Genomic DNA, 14,235 nt, shown 5'->3' with positions numbered 1-14,235 from the left:
TGGTGCCGGCGATCGCCGCCATCTCCGCGGTGGGCGTGTATGCGGTGCACAGCACTACGTTTGACCTGCTGCTGATGGTCGGGCTGGGTATTTTCGGCTACATCCTGCGTAAGATGGATTTCCCGATGTCGCCGCTGATTCTCGGCTTTGTGCTGGGCGAAATGCTGGAGCAGAACCTGCGCCGCGCGCTGTCAATCAGCAATGGCAACCTGCCAATTCTGTGGGAAAGCCTGATCTGTAAAGTGCTGCTGGTGCTGGCTGTCGCCGTGCTGGTGGTGCCGCCGCTGTGGAAGCGCTGGCGTCGCAAGCGCATGAAGCTGGCCGCCGCAGAATAAATCCGTGTCTTATTGTTTTTCTCCCTGCCGCCCCCGTGGATTTCCCGGGGGCTTTTGCTATCATGTGCCATCGTTTTTCCGGCGCACCCGGATCTGACTCGTTTTTCAAGGATTCCGCCATGCAACCTCTCAGCGGTCCCGGTGTGCCCGCGGGCGATCGTTCATCTGTTAACCCGGCTAACGGCGCAGGCCGCCCCGGCGCTGCGGCAGGTGAACAGCCGCTCTCCCCGGCCCAGCGCACCACGCTGGAACGCCTGATCGTCCGTATCATGTCACTCAGCACGCTGAAAGCGCCCGAACTGTGGGCTGGCATACGCCATGAAGTGGGCGTGAAAAATGATGCCGAACTGCAGTCGCGCCACTTTCCGGCGGCGGAGCAGCATCTCAACAGCCGTCTGACGCAAGTGCAGAACAGCCACGCCACGCGTCAGCTGTTGCAGCAGCTGCTGGAAAAGCTGCCGCAGGGCAACAATCGTCAGGCGGTGAGCGACTTTATCCGTCAGCAGTTTAATCAGACGGTATTAAGCGCGCTGAGCCAGGATCAGCTGCGTCAGGTGCTGACCATGTTGCAGAACGGCCAGATGGCGATCCCGCAGCCGCAGCAGACGCGCACCACCGATCGTACCCTGTTACCGGCCGAACAGCAGGCGCTCAACCAGCAGGTCACACGCCTTGCCGCCGCCACCGGGGAATCACCGGTAAAAGTGCTGGCCGACACGCTGAAACTGGTCAATCTGAAAAGCGGCGACCCGGTTCCCTCGCGCCACTTCCCACTGTTGACGCAGTTTTTGCAGGTGCGCCAGACGCTGAGCCAGCACAGCGCGCCGACGCTGCAGCTGCTTGAAAGCTCGCTCAAGCAGCCGCTAAGCCACGACGAGCAGCGCATGCTGGAGGATTACAGCCTGCAGCGCTTCCAGGCCACGCCGCAGACGTTGCTGACGCCGGCACAAAGCCAGGATCTGCTGATGCTGCTGTTCAGCCGCCGCGCCGAGCGCAACAGCGAAACGCCGCTGGCCGACAGCGAGCTGCGTCCGCAGCCAATCTGGGCACCGTTTGTTGAAATTCTGCCGCGTCCACTGGCGCAGCGCCCGGCGCTGACGCTGGTGCTCGGCCTGGCGCTGTTCTTCTTTTTGCTCTGGCTGCTGCTGTAGTTAAGCCATCGCACTCAGCAGCCGCACTCCGCCGCGGGTGCAGCGGCGGGCCACTCGCCTGCCGCCGCGCCCCACGCCATCGGGTGGCCGTCGCGCTTCCAGAAATCCAGCCCGCCAATCAGCTCTTTAACCTGAAACCCCAGCTCAGCCAGTTTTAGCGCTGCTTTGGTCGAACCGTTGCAGCCGATGCCGTCGCAGTAAGTCACATAGACGCGGTGACGATCGAGCCGCGCGGTGCTGGCCGCATCCATTTCGCGATGCGGCAACGACAGCGCGCCGCAGATATGTCCGGCCTGATATGCGTCGCGGCTGCGGGCATCAATCACCACAATCTGCGTGACGCCCTGCGCCAAATCCGCCGCCAGATCCCAGGCATCGGTGTAATAGCTGAGTTTGTGCTGCAAATAAGCCACGCTGTGCTGCGGGCTGGCGGGCGGATAAAACAAAACGGCTGACATGGCATTCTCCTGTTGTGATGTCCCTGCAGTGTACGGCAAAGTGGTCTGCATCCTGATACCACTTTGACTGTAGCGATAAGACCATTATGCAGCACGCCTTTTTGCCACTGTTTCGCCATCAGACGCAGGGCGGTTTACGTCAGCGGCTGTGCGCCACGCTGCGCCAGGCCATTGTCAGCGGCCATTTGCGCTTCGGGCAGAAGCTGCCTTCGAGCCGCCAGCTGGCTGCCGATCTGGCGCTGTCACGCGTGACGGTTGAAGCCGCTTACAGCCAGCTGGAGAGCGAAGGCTACGTGCAGCGGCACAGCGGACGCGGCACCTTCGTCGCTATCGCCCTGCCGCCACCGGCGGAAAAGGCGACAGCGCAGCGCGCACCGCGCTTTTCGCAGCGCGGCACGCAGGTGCTGGCGACCGGTGGCTGCCAGGATCCCCCTTTTCCCCTTGCCTTTGCCGCCGGATCACCGGAACTGCGCGCGTTTCCGCACCGCCAGTGGCAGCGGCTGAGCCACAGCGTACAGCGCGCGCTGGGCAGTCAGGTGATGGGCTATGGCGATCCGCTCGGTTATGCGCCGCTGCGCCAGGCGGTGGCGGATTATCTGGCGCTGTCGCGCGGCGTGCGCTGTACGGCTGAGCAGGTCATCATGCTCACCAGTTCACAGCAGGCGCTGCAGCTGCTGGCGCTGATGTTTCTGGATGCAGAGGATGAAGTGTGGCTGGAGGAGCCGGGCTACCGTGGCGCGCGGAACGCCTTTCTCGCCGCCGGTGCCCGCTGCCGCGCCATGCCGCTGGACGATCAGGGCGCGCTACCACTCAGCGGCCGGGCGCAACTGGTGTATCTGACGCCCGGCCACCAGTATCCGACCGGCACACCGATGAGCCTCGCGCGGCGGCTGCAGTGGCTGGCGTGGGCACGTCAGCACGATAGCTGGCTGATCGAGGATGACTACGACAGTGAATTTCACTATGACGGTCGCCCGGCGCCGGCGCTGCAGGGCATGGAAGCCGATAGCCGGGTTATCAGCCTGGGGACCTTTTCCAAAACCCTGTTTCCGTCGCTGCGGCTGGCGTGGATGGTGGTGCCCGCGGCGCTGGTGACGGCGCTGGGTCGCGCGCGCAGCGTACTGGACGGCCACAGCGCCCTGCTGCCGCAGGCGATCACCGCCGAATTTATCCAGCAAGGCTATTTCGCCAGCCACCTGCGGCTGATGCGTCAGCTCTATCATAGCCGGCGCGATCGGCTGCTGACACAGATCGAACAGCACCTGCAGCCGTGGCTGCGACCGCTGCCGGCGACAGGCGGGTTGCAATTGACAGTTGAGTTATTACAGGGAGATGAGGCGCGGCTCACGCAACAGGCGCAGGCCGACGGTCTGCTGCTGCCGCCGCTGTCACCCCTTTACGCCGGCGCATCGAAACAGCAAGGCTGGATACTCGGCTTTGCCGCGTTGACGCCCGGCGAAATTGACCGCGCCTGCGCGAAGCTGGTAAGGCTGCTGGCAACCTGAATCCGTCAGCGACAAAAACAACAAAGGCCGGATTAACCGGCCTTTGAGCATTAGCGTAAGCGTTACGCCTGGTATTTACGCAGGGTCAGCGTGGCGTTGGTGCCACCGAAGCCGAAGCTGTTGGACATCACCGTGGTCAGCGCTTTTTCGGTTGGCTGCGTCACAATGTTCATGCCCTTCGCTGCGTCATCCAGCTGTTCCACGTTAATGCTTGGCGCGATGAAGCTGTGCTCCAGCATCAGCAGAGTGTAAATCGCTTCCTGCACGCCTGCCGCACCCAGCGAGTGACCGGTCATGGCTTTGGTCGCAGAGATGTATGGCGTGTTGTCGCCAAACACTTCGCGAATCGCGCCCAGCTCTTTCACGTCGCCGACTGGCGTTGACGTGCCGTGGGTGTTGAGGTAGTCGATTGGCGTATCCAGACCCTGCATCGCCATCTTCATGCAACGCACCGCGCCTTCGCCTGACGGTGCCACCATGTCAGCGCCGTCAGAGGTTGCGCCGTAGCCGACGATCTCGGCGTAGATGTGGGCACCACGCGCCAGCGCATGCTCCAGCTCTTCCACTACCACCATACCGCCGCCGCCGGCGATCACGAAACCGTCACGGCTGGCATCGTAAGTACGCGACGCTTTTTCCGGGGTTTCGTTGTATTTCGTCGAGAGCGCGCCCATGGCGTCGAACTCACAGGCCATTTCCCAGCTCAGCTCTTCGCCGCCGCCAGCAAATACCACATCCTGTTTGCCCAGCTGAATCTGCTCCACCGCGTTGCCGATGCAGTGTGCTGACGTCGCGCACGCCGAACTGATGGAGTAGTTGACGCCGTGGATTTTGAATGGCGTGGCCAGGCAGGCAGAGACGCCGGACGCCATCGCTTTAGTCACCACGTACGGGCCAACGCCTTTCAGGCCGCGCGGGCCACGCATCGCGTCGGCACCGAATACCTGATAACGCGGGGAACCGCCACCGGAACCGGCAATCAGACCAACACGCGGGTTGTTCTGGTACTGTTCATCCGTCAGGCCGGAATCTTTGATTGCTTCTGCCATCGACAGATAGGCATAGATTGAGGCATCACTCATGAAACGCACGATTTTGCGATCGATGAGCCCGTTAGTGTCCAGTTTGACGTTACCCCATACATGGCTGCGCATGCCGGCATCTTTCATCTCTTCGGAGAAAGTGATTCCGGAACGGCCTTCACGCAGGGAAGCCAGCACTTCCTGCTGGTTATTACCAATACTGGAAACGATACCCAGGCCAGTAATCACTGCACGTTTCATTCAATAGTCCTCATTCCACTTCTTTTGGATTGACGTGCACTCTAGCTTACAGTTGTACGCCGAACAAGTCCGATCAGCCATTTCCTTTTGTAAATTTGCGTCATGTGACGCCACTCGCTAAAATCGCGCCACTGCCTGAAAAATGAGCCTTTCCCGTGAAGTTATCCCCGGTTGAACACGCGCAATTAAACTGGAACGATCAGGGTACACCTGTTTCCCGAGCGTTCGACGACGTCTATTTCTCCAACGACAACGGACTGGAGGAGACGCGCTATGTGTTCCTCGACGGTAACCATCTTCCACAGCGATTTGCCGCCCATCCGCGCGATCTGTTCATCGTTGCCGAGAGCGGTTTTGGCACCGGACTCAACTTTCTTACCCTGTGGCAGGCGTTTGATCGCTTCCGCGCCGCCCATCCGCAAGCCGGCTTGCGCCGCCTGCACTTCATCAGCTGCGAAAAATACCCGCTGACCCACGCCGATCTGGTGAGCGCGCACGCGCGCTGGCCGGAACTGGCCCCGTGGGCCGGACAGCTACAGCAGCAGTGGCCGCTGGCCCTGCCCGGCTGTCAGCGCCTGCTGTTCAATGGCGGCGAGGTGACGCTGGATCTGTGGCTGGGTGATATTAACGCGCTGATTGATACTTTTGATGACAGTCTCAACGGCCAGGTTGACGCGTGGTTTTTAGATGGCTTCGCGCCGGCGAAAAACCCTGAGATGTGGACGCCTTCGCTGTTCGCCGCCATGGCGCGGCTGGCGCGTCCCGGCGGCACCTTCGCCACCTTTACCTCGGCGGGCTTTGTGCGGCGGGGCTTACAGCAGGCCGGGTTCAGCGTGGCGAAGCGCAAAGGCTTCGGCCACAAACGTGAAATGCTGACCGGCGTGCTGGACAGCGCCCCCGGGCAGCTCCCGGCTCAGCCGTGGTATGCGCGTCCGCAGGCCGCCAGCCGCGAGGTGGCGCTGATTGGCGGCGGCGTGGCCAGCGCGGTGCTGGCGCTGGCGCTGCTGCGGCGTGGCTGGCAGGTTACGCTGTACTGCGCCGATGCCGCCCCGGCGCTCGGCGCATCGGGTAATCGTCAGGGCGCGCTCTATCCGCTGCTCAATCAGCACGATCCGGCGCTCGCCACTTTTTTCCCGGCGGCATTCAGCTTTGCCCGCCGCCTGTACGATGCGCTGCCGGTGATGTTCGAACATCAGTGGAGCGGCGTGCTGCAGCTCGGCTGGGATGCCAAAAGCGCGGAGAAGATTGCGCAGATGCTGAGCATGGATCTGCCGCACGGGCTGGCGCACGGCGTCAGCCCGCAGCAGGCGCAGCAGCTGGCCGGCGTCGATCTCGACTGCGGCGGCATTTTCTATCCGCAGGGCGGCTGGCTGTCGCCGTCACAGCTCACCAGCAATCTGCTGGAGTATGTCCAGACTCAGGGGCTGCGCATGCACTGGCTGCATCGCGTGACGCAGCTGGTTCGTCAGCAGGCAGGCTGGACGCTGCAGTTCGCCCAACAGCCTGCGGTCACCCATCAGCAGGTGGTGCTGGCCAACGGCCATGCGCTGCAGGCGATCGGGCAAAGCCGCGATTTGCCGGTGTATGCGGTGGCCGGTCAGGTCAGCCATGTGCCGACCAACGCGGCGCTGAACCCGCTGCGCACCGTGCTGTGTTACGACGGCTATCTCACGCCGGTCAGCCCGAACTTTGCCACGCACTGCATCGGTGCCAGCTACCATCGCGGTGAAACGACAACCGCTTTCCGCGCCGACGATCAGCAGGAGAATCGCCAGCGGCTGATTAACTGTCTGCCGCAGGTCAATTGGCCGACGCAGGTTGACGTCAGCGCTGATGAAGCGCGCAGCGGCGTGCGCTGCGCCACGCGTGATCACCTGCCGATGAGCGGCAGCGTGCCGGATTACGCGGCGACGCTCAGTGAGTATGCGGATCTAGCGGCGCAGCGCGCGCGCGGCGAGCAGATTGCGGAAGCGCCGGTGCATCCCGGCTTGTTCGTGCTCGGCGCACTGGGGTCGCGCGGACTGTGCAGCGCGCCGCTGGCGGCAGAAGTGCTGGCGGCGCAAATGAGCGGCGAGCCGCAGCCGCTGGACAGCAGCACGCTGGCGGCGCTGCATCCCAACCGTTACTGGGTGCGCAAATTGCTGAAAGGGAAAAAGGCAGGACGCTAAAGCGCGGGGCGAGCGATCGCCCCGGCCAGTCAGGCAGTGAGGCGCGCCTGGGTAAACAGGTTATCCCACATGCCCACCACCAGCGCCTGGTCGCGCGGCGATAGCTCACCGGCGGCGATGGCGTTTTGCAGGCTGTTGGTGACCTGAATCTGCAGCGCTTCCGGCGTGTGTTCGCCGCTCTGCTCAATTTCCGCTACTGCCAGCGTCAGATGGCCACGCAGATAACCGCTGGCAAACAGTTCGTCGTCGCTGGCGTGTTCGACCATATCGTCAATCAGCGCCAGAATGCGGGACTCGAATTCTACGATCATCTTCTCATCATCCTTCATTTATCGGAGTGCGGCTCACAGATCTTCCGGCCACGGAAACTGTGCCGCCGTCAGTGCAGGCGTACCATAATAGCTGGCTAACGCATCAATAAAGCGCGCCGGACGCGCCGGAATGCCGTGCTGCAGATAATGCATCACCTGCGCATGCACCTTGCGCTGAAACGCGATGCGATCCGGTTCACAATCGCCGTCGAGATTGTCACAGCTGACGTTGAAGGGAAAGCCGGCTGCCACACAGAACAGCCACTCCAGCGCCTGCGGCTTAATTTCCACCGCTTCAAACTGGCCCTGCGTTTGCGCATCGCGCCCGTCCGGGCAGTACCAGTAACCAAAATCCACCAGCTTGCGCCGCGCTTCACCGGCAATGCACCAGTGCGAAATTTCGTGCAGCGCGCTGGCGTAAAAGCCATGGGCAAACACCACGCGGTGCCACGGTGAGGTGTCATCCGCTGGAAGATAAATAGGTTCATCATCGCCTTTAATTAGACGCGTCTGAAAATCGTCAGCAAAGCAGCCGTCAAAAATCTCCACCAGCTGCTGATAATGGTGCTCTGTACTCATAATATTTTAATCTTTAAACAAACCGCCGCCATTGTCGCACTGGCGGCCGGTTTTGACGAGTGCGGATTACAGTGCGGCAAACCAGGCGAGAATGACACTGCCGTGGCTGTCCCACAACAGCTTAGCGCTCATCACGGCAGACACTGTCACCACCATCGGGCGAATCAGCTTCTGACCGCGGCTCAGCACCAGCCTGGCGCCGAGGCGTGCGCCAATAAACGCCCCCAGCAGCATAATCACACCGGTGCCCCACACCACCTTGCCGCCGAACATAAAGAACAGCAGACTGGCGAAGTTGGAGGTGAAATTTAGGATTTTGGCGTGGGCGGTGGCTTTGGCCAGATTGAAGCCGCAAAGCGTGACGAAGGCCAGCGCATAGAACGAGCCGGCACCCGGGCCGAAGAAGCCATCGTAAAAGCCGACGCAGCCGCCGCCTACCAGCGCAAACGCCAGGCCGTGCAGGCGCTGCTCGCGATCGGCCTCGCCAAGACGTGGCATCAGCAGGAACCACAGCCCGATGCTGATCAGCAGCAGCGGCAGTATCTGGCGCAGTATCTCAGCCTGAATATGCTGAATCAGCAGCGTTCCGCCAATCGCGCCGAGAAAGGTCATGGCGATATTCAGCCGCTGCTCGCGCAGTTTCACCGCGCCGCGCCGCACAAAATAGAGGCTGGCCGAGAAGGAGCCGCCGACCGACTGTAGCTTGTTGGTCGCCAGCGCCTGCGCCGGCGAAAGACCGGCCGCCAGCAGCGACGGCACGGTCAGCAGACCGCCACCGCCGGCGATGGAATCAATAAAGGCCGCCAGCACCGCGACCAGAAACAGCACGCCAAGCACTGCCGGGCTGACAACAAACAGATCCATCTCAGGTTCCTACAGTAGATGCTTATCAAGTAACGCCTGGCAGGAAGGCGGCAACGGCGGCGGCGACTTCTTCACCGGCGGCGTAGTGCCCGGCTTCTTCGGCAGGAACCAGCTCTCCAGCTCTGCGCCGCAGCCATCGCCCGGCGGCGGCGGCGCCTGATCTTCACACTCCAGACTGCCCGGCGGACAGCGCAGGCGCACGTGCATGTGTGCCCGGTGGGCGAACCACGGCCGTACTTTGTGGAGCCACGCACGATCGCTACCGGCATCGGCACAAAGCTGCTTTTTAATCGCCGGATTGACGAAGATGCGCGTGACGTCGTCATCTTTCGCCGCCAGCTTTATGAGACTGTCGATCTGCGGTTGCCAGTGACGCGCGATCACCTGACGGTCGTCCGGCCCAACCAGATCGAGCGGCTGCGGCTTCAGCAGCTGCTGTGCCGTCCAGCGGCTCTGCGGCAGCTGCAGCCAGATATCCACGTCGAGACCGGTCTGATGGCTGGCGTGGCCGCTGCTAAAGCGTCCGCCGGCGGCCATGCCCATATCACCAATCAGCACCTGGCCCAGCTGCAGCTGGTGCGCCTGGGTGCTGAGGCGCTGGATAAAGGCGATCAGGTCCGGGTGGCCGTAATAGCGTCGCTGATCCTGACGCATCACCTGATAGTTAGGCGAGTTGAGCGGCAGCTGCTGCGCCCCGACGATACAGCCGTTGGCAAAGCTGCCGATGGACTGCGGGCTGCCGGCAATCGGTTGATGGATTTGCTGCCACGGCGTGGCAGCCAGGCTGACCGCACTGCACAGCAGCGCGGCAAGGGAGAGTAACAGGCGGCGTATCATGCGGCTTACCAGCGCGGGACGCTGCTGTTGACGTCAGCGTTCTGCCCACGCTGGCGCAGCAGGTGATCCATCAGCACAATCGCCATCATTGCTTCCGCGATCGGTACCGCGCGGATGCCGACACAGGGATCGTGACGGCCTTTGGTGATCATCTCCACTTCCGCGCCGTCGCGGGTGATGGTGTTGCCCGGCACGGTGATGCTGGAAGTGGGTTTCATCGCCAGGTTGGCGCTGATGGTCTGGCCGCTGCTGATCCCGCCGAGAATGCCGCCGGCATGGTTGCTTTGAAACCCGTTGCTGCGGATTTCATCACGGTGCTGACTGCCGCGCTGGTTGATCACCGCGAAACCATCACCGATCTCCACGCCTTTCACCGCGTTGATGCTCATCAGCGCGTGCGCCAGGTCGGCGTCGAGGCGATCGAACACCGGCTCACCGAGGCCCGGCGGCACGTTTTCGGCCATCACCGTGACTTTGGCACCGATGGAGTCGCCCTCTTTTTTCAGCGCGCGCATCAGTTCGTCCAGCGCATCGAGTTTGTCGGCATCGGGGCAGAAAAACGGGTTATCTTCCACGATACTCCAGTCTTTCAGTTCGCAGGCGATGTCGCCAATCTGCGCCAGATAGCCGCGCACCACGATGCCGTGCTTCATCTGCAGATACTTTTTAGCAATGGCACCGGCTGCCACGCGCATGGCGGTTTCGCGGGCCGAGGAGCGGCCGCCGCCGCGATAGTCGCGCAGGCCATATTTCTGTTCGTAGGTGTAATCCGCATGGCCGGGACGGAACAGATCTTTAATCGCGCTGTAATCCTGCGAACGCTGGTCGGTGTTTTCAATCAGCAGACCGATGGAGGTGCCGGTGGTGACGCCTTCAAACACGCCGGACAAAATCTTCACCTGATCCGGCTCGCGACGCTGGGTGGTATAGCGCGAAGTGCCGGGACGACGACGATCGAGATCGTGCTGAATATCGGCTTCGGTCAGCGGGATGCCGGGCGGCACACCATCAACAATGCAGCCAAGCGCAATACCGTGCGACTCGCCAAAGGTGGTAACGCGAAAAAGTTGTCCGATGCTGTTTCCGGCCATGGGGGTTCCTTGTTGCGATGTTGCGGGCGAGCGCTCGCCCCGATTTTTAGTCTTTATAGAATGAGAAGTGCGACTGCGCCGCGACGATTTGATCGCGCGTCAGCATGAACACGCCGTCACCGCCGTTATCAAACTCCAGCCAGGTAAAAGGCACGTCCGGATACTGCTCCATCATGTGCACCATGCTGTTACCGACTTCGCAAATCAGCACGCCCTGCTCACTGAGGTAGTCCGGCGCGCAGGCCAGGATGCGGCGCACCAGCTTCAGGCCGTCGCTGCCCGCGGCCAGACCGAGCTCCGGCTCGTGGCGATATTCGTTCGGCAGGTCGTCCATGTCTTCAGCATCGACGTACGGTGGATTGGTGACGATCAGGTCATATTTAACCTGCGGCAGATTGCGGAACAGGTCGGCGCGAATCGGCGTGACGTGATGCAGCAGACCGTGCTCTTCAATATTCTGTTCAGCCACGGCCAGCGCGTCGGTGGAGATATCGACGGCATCCACTTCCGCTTCCGGGAAGGCGTACGCACAGGCGATGGCGATGCAGCCGCTGCCGGTGCACATGTCGAGAATATGGCGCGGCGCTTCGTTGATCAGGCCGGCAAAGCGGTTTTCGATCAGCTCGCCAATCGGTGAGCGCGGCACCAGCACGCGCTCATCGACGTAGAATTCATGGCCGCAGAACCAGGCTTTATTGGTGAGGTAGGCCACCGGAATGCGCTCGTTAACGCGACGGATTACGCGTTCCACGATGCGGTGACGTTCGCTGGCGGTCAGGCGAGCGTGGCGCATGTCTTCCGGAATATCCAGCGGCAGCCACAGCGTCGGCAGCACCAGTTGGACCGCTTCGTCCCAGGGATTGTCCGTGCCGTGGCCGTACCAGATGCCCGCCGCCGAAAAGCGGCTTACTGCCCAGCGCAGCATATCCTGAATGGTGTGCAGTTCGTTCACTGCCTCATCGACGAAAATCTTGTCCACGTAGCCCTCCGCAGGCCATAAAATCAATCGGCCGATAGTGTGCCATGAAGCCGGGCAGAATTCAGCGCAGCGAGGTGAAAAAGCTGACATTTGTTGACGCTTAGCGGTAAGGTAACGGCCAGACACCCGCCATTTCTGATGATTCACTGAGACATGAGTAAAAAGACGCCGCTAAGCCAGGACGACCAGGCGCTGTTCCGCCAGCTAATGAGCGGTACGCGCCAGCTGAAACAGGATACGATCGTGCACAAACCGGCAGTGAAAAGCCGTGAAGTGCCGCTGAAGCGGCTGCTGTCTGAGCAGGCCGATAACAGCCATTATTTCTCCGACGAGTTTCAGCCCCTGCTCTCCAGCGACGGGCCGACGCGCTACGTACGCGCCGACGTCAGCCATTACGAGCTGAAAAAATTACGGCGTGGCGATTACACGCCAGAGATTTTTCTCGATCTGCATGGGTTAACCCAGCTTCAGGCGAAACAGGAACTCGGCGCGCTGATTGCCGCCTGCCGCCGCGAGCATATTTTCTGTGCCAGCGTGATGACCGGCCACGGCAAGCACATTCTCAAGCAGCAAACCCCACTCTGGCTGGCACAGCATCCGCACGTGATGGCGTTTCACCAGGCACCCAAACTGTTTGGCGGCGACGCCGCGCTGCTGGTATTGATTGAAGTCGAAGAGTGGCAGCCGCCGGAATTACCCTGACCGGCCAGGTATTTACTCAGCGGCGGTTCAGGAATATTACGCACATCATTCCCCAAAATAATTCAGGTTGCAGCAAGGCGGCAAGGAAATGAATCCCCGGGAGCTTACATTAGTAAGTGACTGGGGTGAATTGACGCAGCCAACGCCGCTGCGGCCTGAAATATGACGGGGAATCCCCAGGAGCTTATGTGAATAAGTGACTGGGGTGAATTGACGCAGCTAACGCAGCTGCGGTTTGAACGCACATCATTCCCCAAAATAATTCAGGTTGCAGCAAGGCGGCAAGGAAATGAATCCCCAGGAGCTTACATTTGTAAGTGACTGGGGTGAATTGACGCAGCCAACGCCGCTGCGGCCTGAAATATGACGGGGAATCCCCAGGAGCTTACATCAGTAAGTGACTGGGGTGAATTGACGCAGCCAACGCAGCTGCAGCCTGAAGTATGAAGGGGAATTACATGGCTTTGGCCAGCTTGGCCGGACTCACCTGCCACGCCAGCTTGCCTTCACAGGCGTCGGCATCAAACTCCACGCAGGCAATGGCGGAGGTGGCGAACATCGGTGGCGCTTCCTGCGGGCAGAGTTCGGAAACCAGATAGCCGACCAGCGGCAGATGTGAAATCACCAGCACCGCGTGCGCACCCTGCACCGCCAGCGCCTGTAAATGGCAGGCGACCATGCCCGGATCGCCGCCTGGCGTCAGTTCTGGCAGCACTTCCTGCCCTTCCGGCAGTTTCAGCGCTTCACGTACCGTGGCGAGCGTTTGCCCGGCGCGCAGATAAGGGCTGACCAGCACCTTATCGATTCCCGGCGTCTGACCATTCAGCCAGCTCGCCATCTGACGTGATTCGTCGCAGCCACACAGGGTGAGAGGACGAACCGCATCACTCGCTGCTTCCAGAGCTGCGTCGCCGTGACGCATGATAAAAACTTGCATAAAGCACCGCTGTTGTTTGTCGATATCGCCGGGTACCACAGCACCAGACGCTTCATTCTGCGAATGAACGCTGTGTTTTACCCCAATGGCTTGAGTATAGTCAACCGGTTGTTTATTAAATAAGCATATCTCAGAATGGTGCCGCGCCAGGCACTGCGCGGCCCCGATTCTAACCCGCTGAATCCGTGCGGCTATTCATGAATGTGCAGAAGTGTAAAAATTCGTTTTCCCTTCTGACATTGCCACTAACGCGTCACAGGGCGTAAAACGCTCGCCGTATTGCTGCATTAATGTACGTAATGTATTGACGATCTCGCCCGCACCACGCTGGTCAATATAGCGGAACGGCCCGCCGAGAAACGGCGGAAACCCGATGCCAAACACTGCCGCGATGTCGCCGTCGCGGGCGCTGCGGATCACCGCTTCGTCGAGACAACGTACCGCCTCGTTAAGCATCAGCATCACGCAGCGCGTGGCGATCTGCTGCTCGCTCTGTTTCGCCTGGGGTTGCAGCTGCAGCAGGCGGTACAGGCTGGCATCGGCCCGACGCTTACGCGGCCAGCGCGTGCGCTGATAATCATAAAAGCCTTTCCGGTTTTTGCGCCCTTTACGATCGTCAGCCAGGATAGCGCTCACCGCCTGCGGCGCGCTGAAGCGTGAACCGTAAGCCTGTTCGAGAATCGGGCTGATTTTGCTGCCGACATCAATACCAACTTCATCCAGCAATTGCAGCGGGCCTACCGGAAAACCAAATTTCACCAGTGCGCTATCAATGTGTTCAATGGGCTCGCCCTCCAGCAGACAGCGCATGGCTTCATTTATATAGGGCGCGAGAATGCGGTTTACATAAAAGCCGGGACGGTCAGCCACCACCACGGCGGTTTTGCCCTGACGGCGCGCCAGTTCCACCGTGGTGGCCAGCGTCTGCGCCGACGTGCCGCTGTGCGGAATTACCTCAACCAGCGGCATCTTGTCTACCGGGCTGAAGAAGTGCAGGCCGATAACATTCTCCGGGCGCTGCGCGCCGGCGGCGAT

Annotated in this window: 15 protein-coding genes; 5 read left to right on the top strand and 10 right to left on the bottom strand. The window is 61.1% G+C overall.

All coding sequences use genetic code 11. The features are described from left to right. Positions 1 to 335 (top strand): tripartite tricarboxylate transporter permease (locus ERD80_RS19355; protein ID WP_211145604.1); only part of this gene is annotated, 335 nt, incomplete at its 5' end. A 119-nt stretch (positions 336 to 454) separates the two neighbouring features. After that, positions 455 to 1,486, top strand: a complete 1,032-nt coding sequence (gene flk / locus ERD80_RS19350) for a flagella biosynthesis regulator Flk (protein ID WP_059009109.1) — start codon at positions 455 to 457, stop codon at positions 1,484 to 1,486. A gap of 14 nt (positions 1,487 to 1,500) precedes the next feature. On the opposite strand, the gene ERD80_RS19345 is transcribed toward flk, so the two are convergent. Further along, positions 1,501 to 1,944 carry a rhodanese-like domain-containing protein gene (locus ERD80_RS19345; protein ID WP_058769886.1) on the bottom strand — a complete coding sequence of 148 codons (444 nt, stop codon included), beginning with the start codon at positions 1,942 to 1,944 and terminating at the stop codon, positions 1,501 to 1,503. A gap of 86 nt (positions 1,945 to 2,030) precedes the next feature. Between ERD80_RS19345 and ERD80_RS19340 the strand changes: the two genes are divergently transcribed. Further along, complete coding sequence (locus ERD80_RS19340) at positions 2,031 to 3,449, top strand: PLP-dependent aminotransferase family protein (RefSeq protein ID WP_136548148.1); 1,419 nt, start codon at positions 2,031 to 2,033, stop codon at positions 3,447 to 3,449. A 62-nt stretch (positions 3,450 to 3,511) separates the two neighbouring features. On the opposite strand, the gene fabB is transcribed toward ERD80_RS19340, so the two are convergent. Further along, positions 3,512 to 4,732, bottom strand: coding sequence for a beta-ketoacyl-ACP synthase I (gene fabB / locus ERD80_RS19335; RefSeq protein WP_021509164.1), 1,221 nt, complete (start codon positions 4,730 to 4,732; stop codon positions 3,512 to 3,514). A gap of 155 nt (positions 4,733 to 4,887) precedes the next feature. On the opposite strand from fabB, the gene mnmC reads away from it, so the two are divergent. Beyond that, positions 4,888 to 6,900 (top strand): bifunctional tRNA (5-methylaminomethyl-2-thiouridine)(34)-methyltransferase MnmD/FAD-dependent 5-carboxymethylaminomethyl-2-thiouridine(34) oxidoreductase MnmC, encoded by a 2,013-nt coding sequence (gene mnmC / locus ERD80_RS19330; RefSeq protein WP_136548146.1) that lies wholly within the window; start codon positions 4,888 to 4,890, stop codon positions 6,898 to 6,900. Between the two features lie 29 nt (positions 6,901 to 6,929). On the opposite strand, the gene ERD80_RS19325 is transcribed toward mnmC, so the two are convergent. From ERD80_RS19325 to prmB, 6 genes are all read right to left on the bottom strand, one after another. Next, the gene (locus ERD80_RS19325) at positions 6,930 to 7,211 is read right to left on the bottom strand and encodes a YfcL family protein (protein ID WP_010617478.1); all 282 of its coding nucleotides are present in this window, start codon (positions 7,209 to 7,211) and stop codon (positions 6,930 to 6,932) included. A 33-nt stretch (positions 7,212 to 7,244) separates the two neighbouring features. After that, positions 7,245 to 7,790 carry an elongation factor P hydroxylase gene (locus tag ERD80_RS19320; protein ID WP_136548144.1) on the bottom strand — a complete coding sequence of 182 codons (546 nt, stop codon included), beginning with the start codon at positions 7,788 to 7,790 and terminating at the stop codon, positions 7,245 to 7,247. A gap of 66 nt (positions 7,791 to 7,856) precedes the next feature. Further along, positions 7,857 to 8,654: a sulfite exporter TauE/SafE family protein gene (locus ERD80_RS19315; protein ID WP_058769883.1), complete on the bottom strand. Its 798-nt coding sequence runs from the start codon at positions 8,652 to 8,654 to the stop codon at positions 7,857 to 7,859. 9 nt (positions 8,655 to 8,663) lie between these two features. Next, positions 8,664 to 9,488 carry a penicillin-insensitive murein endopeptidase gene (gene mepA / locus ERD80_RS19310; protein ID WP_104188788.1) on the bottom strand — a complete coding sequence of 275 codons (825 nt, stop codon included), beginning with the start codon at positions 9,486 to 9,488 and terminating at the stop codon, positions 8,664 to 8,666. Positions 9,489 to 9,496: 8 nt separating this feature from the next. Next, complete coding sequence (gene aroC, locus ERD80_RS19305) at positions 9,497 to 10,582, bottom strand: chorismate synthase (protein WP_021509158.1); 1,086 nt, start codon at positions 10,580 to 10,582, stop codon at positions 9,497 to 9,499. Positions 10,583 to 10,628: 46 nt separating this feature from the next. Further along, entirely contained in the window at positions 10,629 to 11,561 is a 933-nt protein-coding gene (gene prmB / locus ERD80_RS19300; protein ID WP_104093054.1) for a 50S ribosomal protein L3 N(5)-glutamine methyltransferase, read from the bottom strand. 153 nt (positions 11,562 to 11,714) lie between these two features. Here prmB and smrB point away from each other — a divergent pair, with 153 nt between their 5' ends. Next, positions 11,715 to 12,263, top strand: coding sequence for an endonuclease SmrB (gene smrB, locus ERD80_RS19295; RefSeq protein WP_021509156.1), 549 nt, complete (start codon positions 11,715 to 11,717; stop codon positions 12,261 to 12,263). 454 nt (positions 12,264 to 12,717) lie between these two features. On the opposite strand, the gene sixA is transcribed toward smrB, so the two are convergent. Together sixA and ERD80_RS19285 are read right to left on the bottom strand one after the other, a co-directional pair. Then, positions 12,718 to 13,200, bottom strand: a complete 483-nt coding sequence (gene sixA, locus ERD80_RS19290; protein ID WP_021509155.1) for a phosphohistidine phosphatase SixA — start codon at positions 13,198 to 13,200, stop codon at positions 12,718 to 12,720. Between the two features lie 195 nt (positions 13,201 to 13,395). After that, positions 13,396 to 14,235 (bottom strand): 3-hydroxyacyl-CoA dehydrogenase family protein (locus tag ERD80_RS19285; protein WP_248295877.1); only part of this gene is annotated, 840 nt, incomplete at its 5' end.

The sequence above is a fragment of the Pantoea sp. R102 genome (assembly GCF_004916815.1).
Lineage (GTDB): Bacteria > Pseudomonadota > Gammaproteobacteria > Enterobacterales > Enterobacteriaceae > Pantoea > Pantoea dispersa.
Note: the sequence above shows the minus strand (reverse complement) of the source record. Positions and strands in the feature narration are given on the sequence as shown.